Raw genomic sequence first — 19,213 nt, forward strand, 5'->3', positions numbered from 1 at the left:
GTCCTCCCGCTCACCAAATCGGTTTGTAGCCGGTCGAGAGCGTGCTCCCGCGCTTTCGCCATTTCGTCTCGGTGTCGACCGTCTTCTTCGTGATTTCGCGGAGCGACCGGATCATCCCGCCGTAGAGCTTCACCGCGGTCGACGACACGCTCCCGCCCGGCGGCTCATCCATGAACGGCATGAACATGTCGGGGAACCCCGGCATCGTGCAGCCGATGCAGATGCCGCCGACGTTGGGGCAGCCGCCGAGCCCGTTCATCCACCCCCGCTTCGGGACGTTGCACTTCACGACCGGGCCCCAGCACCCGATCTTCACGAGGCACTCCACCGTGCCGTACTCCTTCGTGAACTGCCCTTGCTCGTAGAAGCCGGCGCGGTCGCAGCCCTCGTGGACGGTGAGCGAGAAGAGCCAGGTCGGGCGCAGCTTGTCGTCGAGCGGGATCATCGGCGCGTTGCCGTTCACCTGCTGGAGCAGGTAGTGGATCGTCTCGGAGAGGTTGTCGGGCTGGATCGGGCAGCCCGGCACGCAGACGATCGGGAGCCCCGCCTTCGTCCGGAAATTCCAGCCGAGGTAGTCGGGGAGCCCCATCGCGCCGGTGGGGTTGCCCTCCATCGCGTGGATGCCGCCGTAGGTCGCGCAGGTCCCGACCGCGATGATGGCGGTCGCCTTCGGCGCGAGCCGATCGATCCACGCGCAGGTCGTCCGCGGCTGACCGGTCGCGGGGTCGTTGCCGAAGCCCGCCCAGTACCCTTCCTTCTTCGTCTCCTCGTTCGGGATCGATCCTTCGATGACGAGGACGAAGGGATCGAGCTCCCCGCGCTCGGCCTTGAAGAACCAATCCATGAACTCGTCGCCGACCTGGTAGTCGATGAGCGGCCAGTGGAACTGGACCTTCGGCAGGCCCGGGAGCGCGCCGAGCGCGATCTCCTCGATGCTCGGCTGGGTCGCGGCGGTGAGCGCGACGGAGTCACCGTCGCAGCTCAATCCTGCGTTGATCCAGAGGACGTGGACCACGGTCTCCGGTTTCTTCGCTTCAGCGCTCATCGTGACAGCTCCTTCTCCAACTCCGCTCGTTCGTTTCGAATCCAGCCGTAGAGCGCCTCGAGCCCCGCGCCCGTCCGCACCGAGAGCGGAAAGACCTGGAGGCCCGGATTGACCTTGTGCGCGTTCGCGAGGCACCGGTCGACGTCGACGTCGAGGTGCGGGACGAGGTCGGTCTTGCTCAGCACGACCACGTCGGCCGCGCGGAACATGTGCGGGTACTTGAGCGGTTTGTCCTCGCCCTCCGTCACCGAGAAGACGACGACCTTCGCGCGCTCGCCGAGGTCGAACATCGCCGGGCAGACGAGGTTTCCGACGTTCTCGATGAAGAGGATCGAGCCGCGCGCCGGCTCGAGCTCGCGCATCGCGGCGCCGACGCGCTCGGCGTCGAGGTGGCAGCCGGCGCCGGTGTTGATCTGCACCGCCCGGCAGCCCGTCGCGCGGATCCGCTCGGCGTCGTTCTCGGTCTCTTGGTCGCCTTCGATCACCGCGAGCGGGGCGTCGCGCTCGAGCTCCTTGATCATCCGCTCGAGGAGCGCGGTCTTCCCGGCGCCGGGCGAGCTCATGAGGTTCAGCGCGAGGATGCGCTGCGCGTCGAAGAAGCCGCGGTTCCGCTCGGCGAGTCGGTCGTTCTTCGCGAGCACGGCCTGCTCCATCCGGATCACCTTGTCGTCTTCGTGATGATGGTGGTGGTGATCGTGATGGTGGTGATCGTGGTCATGGTGGTGATGACCGTGCCCGCTCGTGTCTGCACATCCGCAAGTCCCGCACATGATCAGGCGACCTCCACGTCTTGAATGACCAGCTCCTGGCCGGCGAGGATCGCGACCCTCGCCGAACCGCACGCGCAGAGAGGAAGGCCGTCGCTCATCGCGAAGACGTCGTCGCACTCTTCGCAGCGGGCTTTGGCGGCGACGGGCTCGATCTCGAGCGCGGCGCCCTCGAGCGACGTCGACTGCGTCGCGACGTCGAAGCAGAATCGCATCGCGTCCGGCACCACCGCGACGAGCGCGCCGACGCGGAGGCGGACGCGGACGACGCGACGCGCGCCGAGCCGCGCGCTCACTTCGTCGACGACGCGCTGGACGATCGCGAGCTCGTGCATCTCATGACCGTAGGTCGAACTCCCGATCTGTCGAAGGCTGATTTCGTCTCGATGAAGGCTATTTGCAATTTGAAACAGGTATTGCAGTGATCGGATGACGACGGGATCGGGCGACGCGCGGTCATCCGTCTCATGTCGTCGAGTGCTACGGCGTGTCCGTCGCACTTCGAACTTCGATGTCGCGTTGATCCGAATTGCAGTCGGGGTCAGGATCGATGGATGGGCGCCGCCGTCACGAGCCGTCGTCGACTGCGTGTTCGCGGCACCGTCCAAGGCGTCGGGTTCCGGCCGTTCGTGTATCGGCTCGCGCACGAGCACGGCCTCGACGGCTTCGTCCGCAACGACGGCGCGGGCGTGTGGATCGAGGTGGAGGGGACGACGCGCGGGCTCACGCGCTTCGAGGCGCTGCTGCGTGACGAGCCGCCCCCGCTCGCGCGCATCGTCTCCGTCGACGCCGACGACGTGCCGTCACGCGGCGGCGCGGGCTTCCGCATCGTCGAGAGCGCCTCCGCGCCGTCGACGCGCGCGCTCGTCCCGGCCGACGTCGCGCCGTGCGACGACTGCCTGCGCGAGCTCTTCGATCCGCGCGACCGCCGCCATCGCTACCCGTTCATCAACTGCACCGCGTGCGGCCCGCGCTACACGGTCGTGACGGCCCTCCCATACGACCGCGCGCGCACGACGATGAGCGCCTTCCCGCTCTGCGCCGAGTGCCACGCCGAATACGAAGACCCGACCACCCGCCGCTTCCACGCCGAGCCCACCGCATGCACGACCTGCGGCCCCTCCCTCCGCCTCATCGCCCCGACCACGCGAGCATCGACCGCACGCGGGGAGGAACCGCATGCGCTTGCGGAGGGAGGTGCTCCGTTCGCGCGTGAGGATGGGGCGCGTGTGTTTTCGGAGGGCGGTGCTCGGTTCGCGCGTGAGGATGGGGCGGGGGGCCTTGCGGTGCGTGGTGTTCAGGCTGTGCGCGAGGGCGCGCTTCGGGGCGCGGTGCGCGCGATCGCGGCGGGGGGCGTCGTGGCGGTGAAGGGGGCGGGGGGGTATCTGCTCGCGGTGGACGCGTGGAACGCGGCGGCGGTGGCGCGGCTCCGCGCGCGGAAGCGGCGGCCGGACAAGCCGTTCGCGCTCATGGCGCGGGGGCTCGCGGAGATCGAGGCGCTCGCGCACGTCTCCGTCGTCGAGCGCGCGGCGTTGCTCTCGCCGGCGCGGCCGATCGTGCTCCTCCGTCTCCGCGACGGCGTCGATGCGCCGGAAGGGGTCGCGCCGCGGCTCCGCGAGATCGGGATGATGCTCCCGTCGACGCCGCTCCATGCGCTCCTCCTCGCGGACGGTCCCCCGCTCCAGGTGATGACGAGCGGCAACGCGCGCGACGAGCCGATCGCGAAAGACGACGAGGACGCGTTCGCGCGGCTCGGCTCGATCGCGGACGTCTTCCTCGCGCACGACCGCCCGATCCATACCCGCGTCGACGACTCCGTCGTACGCGTGACCGGAGGCGCGACGCAGCTCCTCCGCCGCGCGCGCGGCTTCGTCCCCGAAGCTCTCGCGCTCCCGAAAGCGCCCGCGTTCCCAAAGGAGAGCGAGAGCGCGCACCCGGAGGCGCTCGTGTTGCCTGTCGTGGGGCCGGCCGTTCTTGCGGTGGGGGCCGACCTCAAGAATGCGGTTTGTCTCACGCGTGGCGGGGAGGCGTTTCTTTCTCAGCATGTCGGGGACCTCGCGGCGCCGGCGGCGCTCGACTTCTTCGTCGAGACGATCGACAAGCTCGCCGGCTTCCTCGACGTCCGCCCCGCGCACGTCGCGCACGACCTCCACCCGGAGTACCGGTCCACGCGCTGGGCGCTCGCGTGCGGGCGCGCGCTCGTGCCGGTTCAGCATCACCACGCCCACGTCGCGTCGTGCCTCGCCGAGCATGGGCGCGTCGGGCCCGCCATCGGCGTCGCCTTCGACGGCACCGGCTGCGGGCCCGACGGCTCGCTCTGGGGCGGCGAGCTCCTCGTCTTCGACCTCGCCGGCTTCCGCCGCGCCGGTCACCTCCGACCGCTCGCGCTCCCCGGCGGGGAGGCCGCCATCCGCGAGCCGTGGCGCCTCGCGCTCGCCGCGCTCGTCGACGCGGGCGTCGGCGACGGCGTCATCGCCGACGTCCTCGCGGACGTCGCTCCCTCGAAGCGCGCGCTCGTCGAGCGCATGATCGCGCGCGCCGTCGCGACACCCCACGCGACCGGCGCCGGTCGCTGGTTCGACGCCGTCGCCGCGATCGCCGGCGGCGCGCGCGCGATCTCCTACGAAGGCCAGGCCGCGATCGAGCTCGCGGCCGCGGCGACGAACGCGCCGTACGACCTCGCGTTCCACGGCGCCGAGCCGTACGAGCTCGCGTTCCACGGCGCCGAGCCGTACGAGCTCGCGTTCGATGGCGGCGAGCCGTTCGTCGTCGACCTCCGGCCGACCGTGCGCGCGATCGCGGCCGACGTCGTCGCGGGGGCTTCGCGCGGCGCGGTGTCTGCCCGCTTCCACGAGACCGTCGCGCGCGCGATCGCGCTCGCGTGCCGTCGCGTCCGCGCCGCGACGCGGATCGGGCTCGTCGCCCTCTCGGGCGGGTGCTTCCAGAACCGCCTCCTGTCCGAGCGCGCCGCGGCGCTGCTCGGCGCGGACGGCTTCGAGGTTTTCGTCCATCGCCGCGTGCCGCCGAACGACGGCGGCGTCGCGTTCGGACAAGCAGCGATCGCGAGCTGTCGCCTCTGGCGGCGACGAAACCGAAAGGGTGGGTGACGAACGTGTGCCTTGGCATTCCCGGAGAAGTGATCGACGTCCGTGACCTCCACGGCGTTCGCTACGGAACGGTGCAGTTCGCGGGCGTGACGCGCGACGTGTGCCTCGAGTGTCAGCCCGACGTCGCGCCCGGCGACTTCGTGCTCGTCCACGTCGGCTTCGCGATCGCGAAGATCGACCGCGAGGAGGCGGCGCGCGCGTGGCGCGTGCTCGAGGAGATCGGAGAGCTCAACGACCTGTTCGCGAACGGTGAAGAGAGGGGAGGCGTGTCATGAAGTACGTCGACGAATACCGGAACAGCAAGGTCGCCGCCGCGCTCGCGAAGCGCATCGGCGAGGTCGCGTCGCGCCCGTGGGTGCTGATGGAGATCTGCGGAGGTCAGACCCACTCCATCGTCCGTTACGGCATCGATCGCATCCTGCCGCGCGAGGTGGAGCTCGTGCACGGGCCGGGGTGCCCCGTCTGCGTGACGCCGCTCGAGACGATCGATCGCGCGCACGCGATCGCGCGCGAGCCGGACGTGATCTTCACGTCGTTCGGCGACATGCTCCGCGTCCCCGGCTCGGCGACGGACCTCCTCCAGCTCCGCAGCCGCGGCGCCGACGTCCGGATCGTGTACGCCCCGACCGACGCGGTCGCGATCGCGCGCGAGAACCCCGACAAACGCGTCGTCTTCTTCGGGATCGGCTTCGAGACGACCGCGCCCGCGAACGCGCTCGCGGTGTCGCAGGCGCGTCGCCTCGGGGTCGCGAACTTCTCGATGCTCGTCTCCCACGTGCGCGTGCCGCCGGCGATCGACGCGATCCTCGATGCGCGCGACAACCGCGTCCAAGGGTTCCTCGGCCCCGGCCACGTCTGCGCGGTGGTCGGCACCGAGGAGTACGAGGAGCTCACCGCGCGCCATCACGTCCCGATCGTGATCGCGGGCTTCGAGCCGATCGACCTGCTCGAGGGGATCCTCATGACGGTGCAGCAGCTCGAGGAAGGACGCGCCGAGACCGAGAACCAGTACAAGCGGACGGTGAAGCGCGAGGGCAACGCCGGCGCGCGGCGCCTCGTCGACGAGGTCTTCGAGGTCTCCGATCGCAAGTGGCGCGGCATCGGCCTCATCCCGCGCTCGGGCCTCCGCCTCCGCGAGGAGTACCGCGCCCACGACGCGGAGGCGCTCTTCGACGTGCAGGCGATCACGACCGCGGAGTCGACCGCGTGCATCAGCGGCCTCGTCCTCCGCGGGCTCAAGAAGCCGTCGGACTGCCCCGCCTTCGGCAAGACCTGTCGCCCGGAGCAGCCGCTCGGCGCGACGATGGTCTCGGCCGAGGGCGCGTGCGCGGCGTATTGGCAATACGGCCGCCGACCCGACCTCGAGGTCGCGCCGGGAGGCGAACATGCTTGATCCCAAGCTCGGCGACGCGCTCCTCGCGGCGACGTGTCCGGTCCCGATCGCGGACACGCCGACGGTCCTCCTCGGCCACGGCAGCGGCGGTCGCCTCACCGCGAAGCTCATCGAGGAGACGATGCTGCCCGCGTTCCGGAACCCGCTCCTCGAGCCGCTCGAAGACGCGGCGATCCTCGCCCCCGCCGCGGGCCGCATCGCGCTCACGACCGACTCGTACGTCGTGACGCCGATCTTCTTCCCCGGCGGCGACATCGGCGAGCTCGCGGTGAACGGCACCGTGAACGACCTCGTCGTGTCGGGCGCGAGGCCGCTCGCGCTCTCGCTCGCGTTCATCCTCGAGGAGGGCTTCCCGCTCGCCGACCTCGAGCGCGTCGTCGCGTCGGTGAAGCGCGCGGCGGAGCGCGCGCGCGTCCGCATCGCGACCGGCGACACGAAGGTCGTCGGCCGTGGCTCCGCCGACAAGGTCTTCATCAACACGTCGGGCGTCGGCGTCGTGCCGGAGGGGCGCGAGGTGTCGGCGCGCCGCGTGCGCGAAGGCGACGCGATCCTCGTCTCGGGGACGATCGGCGATCACGGCGTCGCGATCCTCTCCTGCCGCGAGGGGCTCGCGTTCGGCGGCGACCTCGCGAGCGACACCGCTCCGCTCGGCGATCTCGTCGAGTCCCTCCTCGCCGCGTGCCCCACCGTCCACGCGATGCGCGATCCGACGCGCGGCGGCGTCGCCGCGACCGTGGTCGAGATCGCGTCGCGGGAGAAGGTGGGGATCGAGCTCGACGAGGAGCTCCTGCCGGTGCGCGACGTCGTGCGCGGCGCGTGCGAGATGCTCGGGCTCGATCCGCTCCTCGTCGCGAACGAAGGCAAGCTCGTCGCGTTCGTGCCGGAGAAGGACGCCGCGATCGCGCTCGCGGCGATGCGCGCGCACCCGCTCGGACGAGGCGCGGCGCGGATCGGCCGCGTCACGCGCGAGCACCCCGGCGTCGTCTGGACGCGGACGCCGATCGGCGGCGCCCGCATCCTCGAGCTCCCCTACGCCGAGATGCTGCCGCGCATCTGCTAGACGTCGTCCGCGCCCTCGGCTTCGGACTCGCTCTCGGCCGCGCCGCGCATCGGGCCGCGGAGCAGGACGCGGCCGCCGGCGAGGCCGAGGACCATCGCGAGGACGGAGGCGACGAGGATCCCTGTCTTCGCGGAGGCGAGCTCCGTCTCGCTCGGGAACGCGAGGGTCGCGACGAAGAGGGAGATCGTGAAGCCGATCCCGGCGATGAGGCCGAGGACGGAGAGCTCGCGCCATCCGACGCCGCGCGGGAGCGCGACGAGGCGCGTCCGCACGGCGATCGCGCACGCGGCGAGGATCCCGAGCGGCTTGCCGGCGAGGAGCCCGGCCACGATGCCCGCGCTCACGACGCTGAAGGAGGAGCCGCGGATCGAGACGCCGGCGTTGACGGCGGCGAAGAGGGGCATCACCCCGAACGCGACCCAGGGATGGAGCGCGCGCTGCAAGCGCAGCGACGGCGACAGCGCCTCACGCTGCGCGAGGACGAGGTAAGACGCCTCGTGCGCGAGCGCTTCGTGGTCGCGCCCGCCTCCGAGCTTCGATTCGATGTGGTCCGCCGATCGACGGACGAGGTCGACGAGGCCCTCCGCGTCGAGGCGCGGGCGGACGGGGGTGAGCATGCCGACGAGCACGCCGGCGATGGATGGATGCACGCCCGCGCGGAGGAAGCCGTCCCAGACGAGGATCCCCGCCGGGAGGTAGAGGAACGCGCGGCGGATCCCGAGCCGCTGCATCGTCAAGATCGCCCCCGTGCCCGCGGCGAGGACGGCGAGGCCCGACACGTCGAGGCTGCTCGAGTAGAAGAGCGCGATCACTACGATGCCGCCGAGGTCGTCGATGATCGCGAGCGCGAGGAGCAGCACGCGCAGCGCGGGCGGCACCCGCTTGCCGAGCAACGCGAGGACCCCGACCGCGAACGCGATGTCGGTCGCCATCGGGACGCCCCATCCGCGGCGCGCCTCGGGATGCGCGGCGGCGATCGCCGTGTAGAAGAGCGCGGGCGCGAGCATGCCGCCCGCCGCCGCGACGATGGGCAGCGCCGCGCGCCGCCACGTCGCGAGCTCGCCCTCGTGGATCTCGCGCCGGATCTCGAGGCCGACGACGAAGAAGAAGACCGTCATCAGGCCGTCGTTGACCCAGAAGTGGAGCGGACGCTCGACGTTCAGCGCGCCGGCGCGGACGCCGAGCGGCAGGTCGACGAGGTGATGGTACGCGCCCGCCCACGAGGAGTTGGCGGCGGCGATCGCGGCGATCGCGGCGGCGAGGAGGACGACGCCGCTCGCGGCCTGGATCCGCAAGAACGACTCGATCGGCGAGACGAGGCGCTGCAGCCATCGCCGCGCCGCGGGCGATGCTTCTGGCGGGACAGGGAGATCGTGTTCGACGTGCTGCCGGGGACCCAACGCAAACCTCCCTGCAGCGTGCGCTGCACGAGAGGGTTGGCGGCCCGACCAACCTCACCGACCTGACGTGGACGCTCTCGCGCCACGGCACCCACGCCATCGAATAGACGAAGCGCGCCCGGCGTTCAAGCGCGTCTACGTCGCGTCGGGCGCGCCGGCGTCGGACGGCGCAGGAGGCGGGCGCTTCGGATCCGCGATCGTCGGCTTCGCGGTCGGGGCGAGCGGGGCCGTGTCCGGATCCGGCGCGGGCGCGCCTGCGTCGCCGGCGTAGCGCTTCGGATCGTAGCCGCTCGCGGCGGCGCAGGCGGCGCACGCGAGGAGCAGGAGCGGGAGCGCGAGGGCGAGGCGCGTCATCGCGCGACGTCCGGCGCGGGGTGCTCTCTCCACGCGGTCAAGAAATGGAGGTCGGGCGGATCGCCGTGGCACGTGGCGCAGTCGTGCTCGCGGCCGTCGGTGCGCTTCAGCTTGCCTTCGTAGACGTCGGTCATGAAGTCGGTGACCTTCGATTTGTCGCGGCGGTCGAGCACGAAGAGCGCGCCTTGATGGCACGAGTCGCAGTACGCGGGCTCGCCGTCGTCGAGCGCGACGACGCGCGTCAGCTCGTTGTACATGCGCTTCGCGACGCGCTTGCGCCGCGTGTCGGCCGCCCAGTCGACGCCGGCGTGGCAGTCGACGCACGCGACGCCGAGCGACTCGGTGAAGGTCCGCATCACCGCGAGCTTCTGGCGGCGATCGAGCGACTCGATCGGCGGCAGGTCCTTCGGGTCGAGCCCGGCCGCCCTCAGCTTGCCGCCGAGCGTGCTCGCGCGCACGGGCGGCATCGCGCCTTCGCCGCGCTTCGGCAGCGCGGCCTCCGTCGTGCTCGTCCGCGCAGGCGGCCGCGCCGGCGCGCCGCACGCCGCGAGCCAGACCGACAGAACGAGGAGCCCCGAGCCGACGCGCACGCCGCGAGGCTACTCGATCCGGCCGCGGCGCGTCACTGCGTCGCCGCGCGCGCGACGAAGACGGTGGGCTCCTCGGAGGGGCCCTGCTCCACCGCGATCGGCTGCGCGAGCACGTCGCCCGGCTTCGCGCCGTCGGCGAAGCGCGTGAGCCCCGCCTTCACGTCGGCGGGGAGCCGCGACCGCGCGAGGTGCTCGCGCTCGACGACGATCGGCTTCGGCCGCTTCTCGTCCGCGCTCGCGGTCTCGCCGAGGACCGCGACGACGGCGTCCGCGATCGCGGCCCGCGCCGGCGCGCCGTCCTTCAACCGCGCCGCGAGCTCGCGCGCGAGCCGCTTCGCGAGGACGGGCGCCATCGCGTCCCGGTAGGCCCGCGCGACGAGCTCCTCCGACGGCTTCGACTTCTTGATGACGTGGAACCCGTCGTCGCTAGGGACGAGCGCCGGCGCGACCTCGCCCACCTTCAGCTTCGCGTAGGCGTCGCGGACCGGCTCGGCGAAGTCTCGCACCTTCTCGTCCGCGTGCTCGCGGGGGTCTTCGCTCGACTCGCGCGCGAGCTTGTCGAAGTCCTCGCCCTTCTTGATCCGGTCGAGCAAGGCTTGCGCCTTCTTCTTCGCCGCCGGGTCGCCCTTGCCCTTGATCAGGATGTGGCGGAACGACTGCGCCGGCGCGTCCTTCCAGGTCTCGAGCTCGAGCGGCATCGTCTTCGCGACCCACGGGATCCGGATCGCGACGACCTCGACGAAGAGCGGCGCGCGCGAGGCGGGGGCGGTGACGACGGGGCCCGGCGGGGTCGGCGGCGGCGCCGCCGCCGGATTCGGCGCCCCTCCGCAAGCGACGACGAACGCGAGCGAAGACGCGAGCGCCCTCACGCGACGTACCGGCGCACGACGTCCTCGAGGCGCTCCTCTTCGTCCTCCTCGAGGTCCCCGACCGCGAGCACGTTGAGGCGGTCGGGCGTCGCGAGCATCGCGGCCAGGTCCTGGATCTGCTTCGCCGTCACCGCGGCGTTGCGCGCGATGCGCTCCTCGATCGACTCGTGGCGATCGAAGAGGATCCCCGCGGCGTAGAAGCCGGCGAGCTCCTCCGGCGAGTCCATCATCGAGCGCATGTCCCAGCGGTGACGGCGGCGCGCCTTCTCGAGCTCCTCCGGCGTGGGGCCGGTGCGCGCGAGCTCGCGGAAGAGGCCCGTGATCTCCTCCGCCACCGTCGCCGCCCGCGCGTGCTGCACGCCCGCCGCGAAGTCGACGATGCCGTCGTCGTCGTAGCCGTCGTACTGCGCGCTCACGTCGTAGCAGAGGCCCTTGTCGTCGACGACGCGGTGGTAGAGCCGCGTCGACATGCCGTCGTCGAGGAGCCGCATCATCATGTCCATCACGTGCCGCTGCGGCGCGACGTCGGGCACGGCGCGGAAGCAGACGCGGAGCTCGGTCTGGCTCGAGACGTTCTCGACGACGTCGAAGCGCGCCGCCTTCTGCGCGTGCTTCGGCGGCGCGCTCGTCACGCGCGTGCCCTTCGGCAGGCGTCCGAAGTGCTCCGCCGCGAGCTCGAGCGCGCGATCGGGGCCGACGTTGCCCGAGAACACGAGCACGGAGTTCGCCGCGTTGTAGTGGCGCGCGTGGTGCGCGACGAGCATCTCGCGGTCGAAGGAGCGGACGCGCTTCTCGTCGCCGGTGATCGTGAAGCCGAGCGGGTGATCGGGGTAGATCATCTCGCGCGACAGGTTGTCGGCGTCGACCTGACGGCCCTCGTCGTCGAGGTCCTCCAGGATCTCCTCGCAGACGATCTCCTTCTCGACGTCGATGTCCGCGAAGGTCGGCGACGTCATCACGTCGGCGAAGAGCGCGGTCGTGGGCTCCAGCGTCTCGGCCGGCAGCGTGACGGAGAAGACGCCGAAGTCGACCTGCGTCGCGGCGTAGAGGTAGCCGCCGAGGCCCTCGAAGGCGAGGTTCACGTCGTGCGCGTGCGGCAGCCGCGGCGTGCCGCGGTAGAGCATGTGCTCGAGGAAGTGGGAGAGGCCGTTCTCCTTCGCCGTCTCGAAGCGGGAGCCGACCCGGACGTAGAGCGCGACGTGCGCGCGATGGAGCGCGGGCTGCGGAGCGACGACGACCGGCAGCCCGTTCGCGAGCGTGTGGAACCGCGCGGCCTCGAGGCCTGCCATGGGGCGGCCTTACTCGTCGTCCTCGTCGTCGCGCGACGCGCCGCCGTCGCCCTTCGGGGCGCCGAACAGGTTGTTCGTGTCGACCTTGATCTCCTGCTTCGACGACTCGCGCAGGCGGCGCACGTAGTACGCGAGCGCCTCGTTCTGCTTCGCCGCGAGGAGCGACGCCGCGTACGTGTCGCGCTCCTTGTCGAAGTCCTCGCGCGACGCGGCCTTCTGCTCCTTGAGCGACACGACGATGTAGCCGTCGTCCGTCTTCACCGGCTCGGGCGCGACGTCGCCCGGCTTGCCCTCGAACGCGAACTTCACGATCGACTCGGTCGCGTCGTGCGAGATCGCCGGGATCGGATCGCCGCCGCGGTTGAACGCCGACGACGTGAGCACCTGCGGCCGGGTCGGGTCCTTGTCCGGGGTGAAGGTCTCCTCCACCGGAGCGGCGGCGGCGTCCGCGCCCGCGTCGCCGCCGGCGGCCTCGGGCCTCCGCTCGACCTTCGGCGTGAATTTGGCGTACTTCACGATTGCGGCGGCGATCGCGTCATCCGCGGATTTGCCGCTCTTCATGTCGGCGGCGACGTCCTTCGCGATCGTGCGCGCGAGGTCGTCGGACTTCCCGCCCTTGTAGGCCTTGAGGATGTCCTCCTTCGTCGCCGGGTCGCGCTTGATGATGTGGTAGCCGTACGAGGTCTGGACGAGCTGCTGATCGAGCTCGCCCGGCTTGAGGCCCTCGACCGACTTCTTGAACTCGGGGACGAAGTTCTCGACCTGCTCGCCGGGGTACTGGCCGCCCTTGTCCTTGCTCCCGGGGTCCTCCGAGAACTCCTGCGCGAGCTTGGCGAAGTCCTCGCCCTTCTTCACGCGCTCGAGGATGCCCTCCGCCTTCGTCTTCGCGGCGGCGAGCTCGTCGGCCTTCTCCTTGTCGCCCTTCACGAGGATGTGGCGGACGGGGACCATGATCTTCGCCGGGTTGGCCTTCGCCCACTCGTCGACCTCCCGCGCGTCGGTGCTGATCGCGTACTTCTCGACCCAGCCCTTGCGGACGATGACGTACCCGACGGTGGAGGTCGAGCGCTCCTCGACGAACTTGTCGAAGGCCTCGTCTTCCGCGACGCGGATCGGCGCCTTGACGAGGTCGCGCATCTTCGCGGCGAGGAGCTCGCGCGCCTGCCACTCGCGGAACTCGGCGGGGGAGCGATTCACGAGCTGCTTGATCGTGCGCTCGTAGATCTTCATGTCGAACTGCTTCGTGTCCTTGTTCTTGTACCCGTTGGGCACGAGGCGATCGACGTTGGTGCTCCCGTTCGGGAAGCCGACCTGCGCGCCGACGTTCGGGTTCTCGCTCGGCAGCGACACGTAGATGTCGCCCTTGAAGATGCTGTCCGTGATCTCGTCTTCGCTCACGGTGAGGCCGAGGCGCTCTGCTTCGCCGATGAGGAGCTCGCGCTCGATCATGCCTTCGAGCACGAAGCGCGAGGCCTGCGCCTGCCTCATGCCCGGGGCGCCGCGCGAGAAGACGAGACGGTACGCGGCGCGGTGGGCCTTCGGCTCGATGCAGTTGCCACGGACCTTGGCCGCGCACGCGTCGCTGATCGACCCGAGCTTCTTGCCCGCGCTCGGGTTGAAGTTGATGACGAAGACGAGGACGGTGGCGACGATGACCGCGCCGTAGACGGCGGACGTCAGGCCTTTTTGCCGAAAGACATCGAGCATGGGAAGCGCGTCCCCATAACACGGGAGCGCCCGTGTCGATACCCGCCGATGCTAGGCGTGGTGCCCGACCGCTTTCTCCAACGAGAGCGCGAGCTTGAGCACCGGGACCGCGTCCTCGACCGAGGCCACGTCCTGGGAGAGGAAGACCTCGTAGAAGGTGTCGATCGTCCGGGAGGCGTCTCCGGGGTCGCTCACGGCGCGCACGCCGGTGGAGGTCTCGGAGAACCCTTTCGCGACGGCCGGCTCGGCGAGCTTGCGGACGCGGTCGAAGAGGGCGGAGTCGTCGTCGTTCGGGAAGTCCGCCTTCTGGGCGCGGAGGACGAGCCTCACCTGTAGCCTCCCGCCCTCGAGTGGTGCGATGCGGACGCCGGAGTCGAGGATCAGGTTCTCTCGGACACGCTCCGCGAGGACGACCTCGGTCGGAAGGGTTCGGAACACCTCGAACCCGCTCGCGACGAGTGCTTTCTTCAGCTGTTGCGGAGTGGACGACACGAGGTGTCCTACATTCTGGCCAAAGGCCCCTCTCCGTCAACAGTGATCGGTTGGGGGGTCCCCGTGCTACTCTCCGTACCCGCTCGTGAGCGATCGAACGAATCCCCCCGGAAGCGAGACGCCGAAGGCCGTCCAGCCGCCCTCCGTGCCGGCCACGCCTGCGATTTCGAAGGTCCCGAGCGGCGTGCACGCGATGCGCCGCGGGGGGGCTCGGCGCGAGGTCACGGAGCGCGTCAACCTCAAGACCGAAGACGGAAAACTCTTCGAGGGCTGGGCGCTCAACGTGAGCCGCGGCGGCCTCCGGGCCATCCTGGAGGACAAGGTCCACCTCGGCCAGAAGTTCGAGATCGAGCTCGGCACCGACGAGATGCTGAGGCGTTCCGGCCGCATCGTCTGGGTCCAAGAGGAGCCCGACGGCGTGATCGTCGGCATCGAGTTCACGGGCATGTCCGGGACGCAGCAGTCCGTTCCGCCGCCGCCCCCCGGCGCCGAGAGCGAGCGCAACCTCGTCGCCGCCGCCGACCCGAGCGAGCCCCTCGACCTCGGCGAAAAAAAATAATCCTACGGCCGGCAGAACAGCGGGATCGCCGCGGTGCCGCCGTTCGGGCCGGTGAAGGTCGCGCGGTTGGTGCCGTCGTATTCGAGCGAGACCTGCTGGTCCTTCGTCGAGATCGTGATCTTGCCGCCGGCCTCGGGGCAGCCGCGGGCGCAGCGGCGGAAGTCCTGGATGACCGTGCGGATCTCGCGGTCGCGGACCTTGCCCTCGGAGGTGCCGTCGAGCGCGAAGCACGCGTCGCCGAGCGACCACGAGACCTTGTGCGTGCTCTGACGCGAGAACGACTTGCCACCCGCGGTCGTGCCGCTGAGGCTCGCGGACCACGTCATCGTGCGCGTCGTTCCGCTCGCGACGATGTCCGTCGACGCGGAGCCATCGATCTTCGCGCCGTTCACCGCGAGCCCCGTGAAGGTGAGCTCGAGGCGGAGCTTCCCCGGCTCCACCGTCGCCGCGGCGACGACGACGCCGCTCACGTCGCGGAGCCCGTTCCGGCCCTGGCAGCTCGTGAACGTGAACGTGACCTCGTCGCCGCCGGACGCCGGCTCGCGCGTGAAGCAACGCGCGGGGTACGCCGCGAGATCGTTGGCGAGCGCGACCTCTCCCGGCGCCGACGACACGAGCGACGACGTGACGATCTGCACGTCGGTATCCGCCGCGTTCGAGTCGGTGCCGTCCTCCGCGAACGACGTGTCTTCTTGCACCGGCGTCACCGGAGGATCTTTGACGTCGCCGTCGCCGTCCTTCTCGCTCGTGCATCCGGCGACGAGGAGCGCGACGACGGAGGTGAACCGGCCCATGCCTCGACCATAGCATCGACGATGCCAGCGACCGGAGGCCCGCAGAGGCGCGGCCCCTGCGTTGAAGACCTGGACGCACCGGCGTCCACCCGGCTCGGCGCTCGTTCGGCGGCTTCTTCCCACGGGGGCCGGAGGTGTGCGAGCGTGGACGAGATGCAAGGCTCGACGCGAGCTCGCGTCCTCCACTGGTTCGTGCGCGGCGGGGTGGTGCGCCTGCCGGACGGGAGCGAGCGCGCGATCGACGTCGATCCGATCGTGATCGGTCGCGACGAGGGCGCCGCCGTCCGCCTCGAAGACCCCGAGGTGAGCGCGGTCCATTGCGAGCTCCGCGCGGTGAACGAAGGGATCCTCGTGCGCGATCTCGGCAGCACGAACGGCACGCACGTGGGCGCGGTGCGCGTGAGCGAAGGGATCGTCACGACGAAGGCCGAGCTCGTGGTCGGGCAGAGTCGGCTCGGGCTCGAGCCGCGCACGGACAAGCAGCGCGTCGACGTCGGGTACGCCGATCGCTTCGCCGAGCTCGTGGGGTCTTCGCCGAAGATGCGCCGCGTCTTCGGCGTGCTCGAGAAGGTCGCGAAGACGCCGCTCTCGATCCTGATCCTCGGGGAGACCGGCACCGGGAAAGAGGTGGTCGCGCGGAGCGTCCATCAGTCGAGCGAGCGGAAGGACGGTCCGTTCGTCGTCGTCGACTGCGGATCGATCCCGTCCGCGCTCGCGGAGAGCCTCCTCTTCGGTCACGAGAAGGGCTCCTTCACCGGCGCGACCGAGCGGAAGAAGGGCGCGCTCGCGGAGGCGCACGGCGGCACGCTGTTCCTCGACGAGCTCGGCGAGCTCCCGCTCGACATCCAGCCGAAGCTCCTCCGCGCGCTCGCCGAGCGGCAGGTGAAGCGCGTCGGCGGGAGCGCGTTCGAGCCGATCGACGTGCGCGTGCTCGCCGCGACGCGGCGCGACCTCGCGGCGGAGATGAACGCGGGCCGCTTCCGGAGCGACCTCTACTTCCGCATCGCGCAGGTCAAGGTCGAGCTGCCGCCGCTCCGCGAGCGCATCGACGACGTGCCGATGCTCGTCGAGGAGGTGTGCAAGCGATCGGGCAAGCCGGAGGCGGCCGTGGTCGTCCTCGACTGGATCGACCGTCGCCTCGGCGCCTACGACTGGCCCGGCAACGTGCGCGAGCTCGTGAACGTCGCGCAGGTCGCGGCGACGCTCGCCGACACGCCGGAGGCGATCGACGACGTGCTCACGCTCGCGCGCGGGGCGGAGGAGGGGGACGCGCGCGGTCCGCAGACGGCGTTCGCGGAGGCGAAGAAGGGCGCGATCGCCGCGTTCGAGCGGGACTACTTCACGCAGCTCGCGAAGGGCGCGAAGGGCAACGTGAGCGAGATGGCGCGGCAGAGCGGGATGGAGCGCCATCACGTGCGCGCGTACCTCCGCAAGTACGCGATCGAGAAGGGCTGAGGGCGGGGATCGTTCGCGACCATGTCCGAGTCACGGCAGCTGCCGTCGTACCCGCCGCGGCGGCCGATCCCGACCGCGGCGCTGCTCCAGTTCGCGCTGACGATCTTCGCGGGGGCGACGCTCCTCTTCGCGTGCCAGCCGATCATCGGGCGCATGGTCGTCCCGCTCCTCGGCGGCGCGCCCGCGGTGTGGATCGTCTGCTCGCTCTTCTTCGAGACGATCCTCCTCTTCGGCTACGCGTACGCCCACTACGTCGGGACGAAGCTCCCGATCCGCGCCCAGGTCGTCCTCCAGCTCGCGATCGTCGCGTCGGTGTTCCTCGTGATGCCGGTGAGCGTCGACGAGCGCGTGATGCAGCGGCTCACCGCCGAGCACCCGACGCTCGGCCTCTGCCTCGTGCTCTTGCGCTCGGTCGGGCTGCCGTTCTTCGTCCTCTCCACCAGCTCGCCGCTCCTGCAGCGCTGGTTCGCGGAGCTCGGGGAGAAGGACCCCTATCACTTGTATGCTGCAAGCAACGCGGGGAGCTTCGTCGCGCTCTTGGGGTATCCGCTCGCGCTCGAGCCGCTCTTGCCCGTGCACGCGCAGGGCCGCGCGCTCCACACCGGCTACGCGGTCTACGCGGTGTGCGTCGTCGCGTGCGCCTTCCGCGCGATGCGTGCGCGGAGCGACGTCCGCGTCGACACGACGCCGGCGCCGCCGCAGGTCCTCGTCACGTCGGGGGCCGGCCCGCGCCACACGACGCCGGCGCAGCGCTGGCGCGAGCGGCTCGTGTGGATCGCGCTCTCGTTCGGGCCGTCGAGCCTCCTCCTCGGCGCGACGGAGTACGTGACGACCGACGTCGCGAGCGTTCCGCTCTTGTGGGTGCTGCCGCTCGCGCTCTACCTCCTCTCGTTCATCGTCGCGTTCGCGAAGCGGCAGCCGATCAAGCCGGCGACGTACTCGCGCGGCACCGCGCTCGTCGCCGCGATCGTGGCCGCGATCACGCTCGCGGACGTGACCGGCCCCGCGTACCTCGTCATCGCGGCGCACATGCTCCTGCTCTTCCTCGCGAGCGTCGTGTGCCATCGCGGCATCGCCGAGCGGCGCCCGCACGTCACGCGCCTCACCGAGTTCTACCTCCTCATGTCGATCGGCGGCGTGCTCGGCGGCGCGTTCAACGGTCTCCTCGCGCCGTGGCTGTTCGACGACCTCTACGAGTATCCGATCGCGATCGCGCTCGTGTGCCTCGGTCGCGCGTCGCTCGAACGCGCCGGGTCGCTCGACTGGAGGCGCATCGGCAAGGACGTCGCGCTCGGCGCGGCGGTGGGGCTCGCGACGTACGGCCTCGTGAAGCTCGGCGCCGCGCGGCGCATCGACCGGACCGGCAGCTTCGGCTGGATGTTCGGGGTGCCGCTCGTCTTCGCGTTCATGTGGTCGGCGCGTCCGCTCCGCTACGCGGTCGCGATCGGCGGCCTCCTCCTCGCCGGCATGAGCCGCGGCTACGACTTCGGGACCACGATCTGGGCGGACCGCGGCTTCTTCGGCGTGCTCAAGGTCATGGTCGACAGCGAGCGCCGCTCGCACCTCCTCGTGTCGGGCAACACGATGCACGGCAAGCAGGCGCTCGATCCGGAGGGCGCGCTGATCCCGCTCGCGTACTACCACCCGACCGGACCGGCGGGCGACGTGCTCGGCCCGCTGCCGTCGTGGGATCAGGAGCTCGTGCCGCGCAAGGTCGCCGTCATCGGCCTCGGGGTCGGATCGCTCGCGGCGTACGCGCGTCCCGGCGACGAGTGGACCTTCTTCGAGATCAACCCGTCCGTGGTCGAGGTCGCGACGGAGCACTTCACGTACCTCAGGCGCGCGGAGGAGTCGGCGGTGGTTCACGTCGAGGTCGGCGACGCGCGCCTTCGGTTGCGCGAGGCGACGACCGCGCCGTTCGACGTCCTCGTCCTCGACGCGTTCAGCTCCGACTCGGTCCCCACCCACCTCGTGACGCGCGAGGCGTTCGCGATCTACAAGCGCGCGCTCCGCCCCGGCGGCGTCCTCCTCGCGCACGTCTCGAACGATCACGTGCAGCTCCAGCCCGTCCTCGGCGCGCTCGCCAAGGATGCGGGGATGTACGCGATCGACCGCCGCGACGACGACCTCACGCGCGAGGAGAAGGCGGCGGGGAAGTCGAGGTCGGAGTGGGTGCTCATGAGCGAGCGCAAGGACGCGCTCGACCTCACGCTGCGGGGGCGAAAGGACTGGCATCCGCTCGCGGCGCCGGCGGGGCAGAGCGTGTGGACGGACGACTACGCGAACGTCCTCGGTTCGCTACGCTTCTAGGCTGTCAGACGAGCTCGCGCTC

18 protein-coding genes are annotated in these 19,213 nt (G+C 70.9%); 7 read left to right on the plus strand and 11 right to left on the minus strand.

What is annotated here, in order from left to right; all coding sequences use genetic code 11:
• Positions 1 to 10: 10 nt before the first annotated feature.
• Genes KF837_04860 through KF837_04870 form a run of 3 tightly spaced genes read right to left on the minus strand, consistent with a single transcriptional unit; the run spans position 11 to position 2,147 of the window.
• The gene (locus tag KF837_04860; protein ID MBX3226617.1) at positions 11 to 1,045 is read right to left on the minus strand and encodes a hypothetical protein; all 1,035 of its coding nucleotides are present in this window, start codon (positions 1,043 to 1,045) and stop codon (positions 11 to 13) included.
• Positions 1,042 to 1,815, minus strand: coding sequence for a hydrogenase nickel incorporation protein HypB (gene hypB / locus KF837_04865; GenBank protein ID MBX3226618.1), 774 nt, complete (start codon positions 1,813 to 1,815; stop codon positions 1,042 to 1,044). Before hypB ends, KF837_04860 begins: the two co-directional genes overlap by 4 nt.
• Before the next feature lie 2 nt (positions 1,816 to 1,817).
• A complete protein-coding gene (locus KF837_04870; protein ID MBX3226619.1) occupies positions 1,818 to 2,147 on the minus strand; it encodes a hydrogenase maturation nickel metallochaperone HypA in 330 nt (109 codons plus the stop codon).
• A 219-nt stretch (positions 2,148 to 2,366) separates the two neighbouring features.
• Between KF837_04870 and hypF the strand changes: the two genes are divergently transcribed.
• The 4 genes from hypF to hypE are packed head-to-tail and all read left to right on the plus strand — an operon-like array spanning position 2,367 to position 7,372.
• Positions 2,367 to 4,919 carry a carbamoyltransferase HypF gene (gene hypF, locus KF837_04875; protein ID MBX3226620.1) on the plus strand — a complete coding sequence of 851 codons (2,553 nt, stop codon included), beginning with the start codon at positions 2,367 to 2,369 and terminating at the stop codon, positions 4,917 to 4,919.
• Positions 4,920 to 4,924: 5 nt separating this feature from the next.
• Entirely contained in the window at positions 4,925 to 5,194 is a 270-nt protein-coding gene (locus KF837_04880) for a HypC/HybG/HupF family hydrogenase formation chaperone (protein MBX3226621.1), read from the plus strand.
• A complete protein-coding gene (gene hypD, locus KF837_04885) occupies positions 5,191 to 6,312 on the plus strand; it encodes a hydrogenase formation protein HypD (GenBank protein ID MBX3226622.1) in 1,122 nt (373 codons plus the stop codon). The genes KF837_04880 and hypD overlap by 4 nt, the downstream gene beginning before the upstream one ends.
• Positions 6,305 to 7,372: a hydrogenase expression/formation protein HypE gene (hypE, locus tag KF837_04890; GenBank protein MBX3226623.1), complete on the plus strand. Its 1,068-nt coding sequence runs from the start codon at positions 6,305 to 6,307 to the stop codon at positions 7,370 to 7,372. The genes hypD and hypE overlap by 8 nt, the downstream gene beginning before the upstream one ends.
• Here hypE and nhaA read toward each other — a convergent pair.
• From nhaA to KF837_04925, 7 genes are all read right to left on the minus strand, one after another.
• Positions 7,369 to 8,772, minus strand: a complete 1,404-nt coding sequence (gene nhaA, locus KF837_04895; GenBank protein MBX3226624.1) for a Na+/H+ antiporter NhaA — start codon at positions 8,770 to 8,772, stop codon at positions 7,369 to 7,371. The genes hypE and nhaA overlap by 4 nt on opposite strands.
• Positions 8,773 to 8,907: 135 nt before the next feature.
• Positions 8,908 to 9,126, minus strand: coding sequence for a hypothetical protein (locus KF837_04900; GenBank protein MBX3226625.1), 219 nt, complete (start codon positions 9,124 to 9,126; stop codon positions 8,908 to 8,910).
• Positions 9,123 to 9,716 carry a hypothetical protein gene (locus KF837_04905; GenBank protein ID MBX3226626.1) on the minus strand — a complete coding sequence of 198 codons (594 nt, stop codon included), beginning with the start codon at positions 9,714 to 9,716 and terminating at the stop codon, positions 9,123 to 9,125. The genes KF837_04900 and KF837_04905 overlap by 4 nt, the downstream gene beginning before the upstream one ends.
• Positions 9,717 to 9,748: 32 nt before the next feature.
• Entirely contained in the window at positions 9,749 to 10,585 is an 837-nt protein-coding gene (locus KF837_04910; GenBank protein ID MBX3226627.1) for a peptidylprolyl isomerase, read from the minus strand.
• Complete coding sequence (locus tag KF837_04915; protein MBX3226628.1) at positions 10,582 to 11,874, minus strand: insulinase family protein; 1,293 nt, start codon at positions 11,872 to 11,874, stop codon at positions 10,582 to 10,584. Before KF837_04915 ends, KF837_04910 begins: the two co-directional genes overlap by 4 nt.
• Positions 11,875 to 11,883: 9 nt before the next feature.
• Positions 11,884 to 13,581: a peptidylprolyl isomerase gene (locus KF837_04920; GenBank protein ID MBX3226629.1), complete on the minus strand. Its 1,698-nt coding sequence runs from the start codon at positions 13,579 to 13,581 to the stop codon at positions 11,884 to 11,886.
• A 51-nt stretch (positions 13,582 to 13,632) separates the two neighbouring features.
• Entirely contained in the window at positions 13,633 to 14,073 is a 441-nt protein-coding gene (locus tag KF837_04925) for a hypothetical protein (protein ID MBX3226630.1), read from the minus strand.
• Positions 14,074 to 14,158: 85 nt separating this feature from the next.
• On the opposite strand from KF837_04925, the gene KF837_04930 reads away from it, so the two are divergent.
• Entirely contained in the window at positions 14,159 to 14,632 is a 474-nt protein-coding gene (locus tag KF837_04930; GenBank protein ID MBX3226631.1) for a PilZ domain-containing protein, read from the plus strand.
• A 2-nt stretch (positions 14,633 to 14,634) separates the two neighbouring features.
• Here the strand turns inward: KF837_04930 and KF837_04935 are convergent, their stop codons facing one another.
• A complete protein-coding gene (locus KF837_04935) occupies positions 14,635 to 15,426 on the minus strand; it encodes a hypothetical protein (protein ID MBX3226632.1) in 792 nt (263 codons plus the stop codon).
• A gap of 144 nt (positions 15,427 to 15,570) precedes the next feature.
• Between KF837_04935 and KF837_04940 the strand changes: the two genes are divergently transcribed.
• A complete protein-coding gene (locus KF837_04940) occupies positions 15,571 to 16,881 on the plus strand; it encodes a sigma 54-dependent Fis family transcriptional regulator (protein MBX3226633.1) in 1,311 nt (436 codons plus the stop codon).
• Positions 16,882 to 16,902: 21 nt separating this feature from the next.
• Complete coding sequence (locus tag KF837_04945; GenBank protein MBX3226634.1) at positions 16,903 to 19,191, plus strand: fused MFS/spermidine synthase; 2,289 nt, start codon at positions 16,903 to 16,905, stop codon at positions 19,189 to 19,191.
• Positions 19,192 to 19,213: the final 22 nt, after the last annotated feature.

Origin of the sequence: Labilithrix sp. (assembly GCA_019637155.1) — a bacterium.
In the GTDB taxonomy this organism is placed as follows: Bacteria; Myxococcota_A; Polyangia; order Polyangiales; family Polyangiaceae; genus Labilithrix.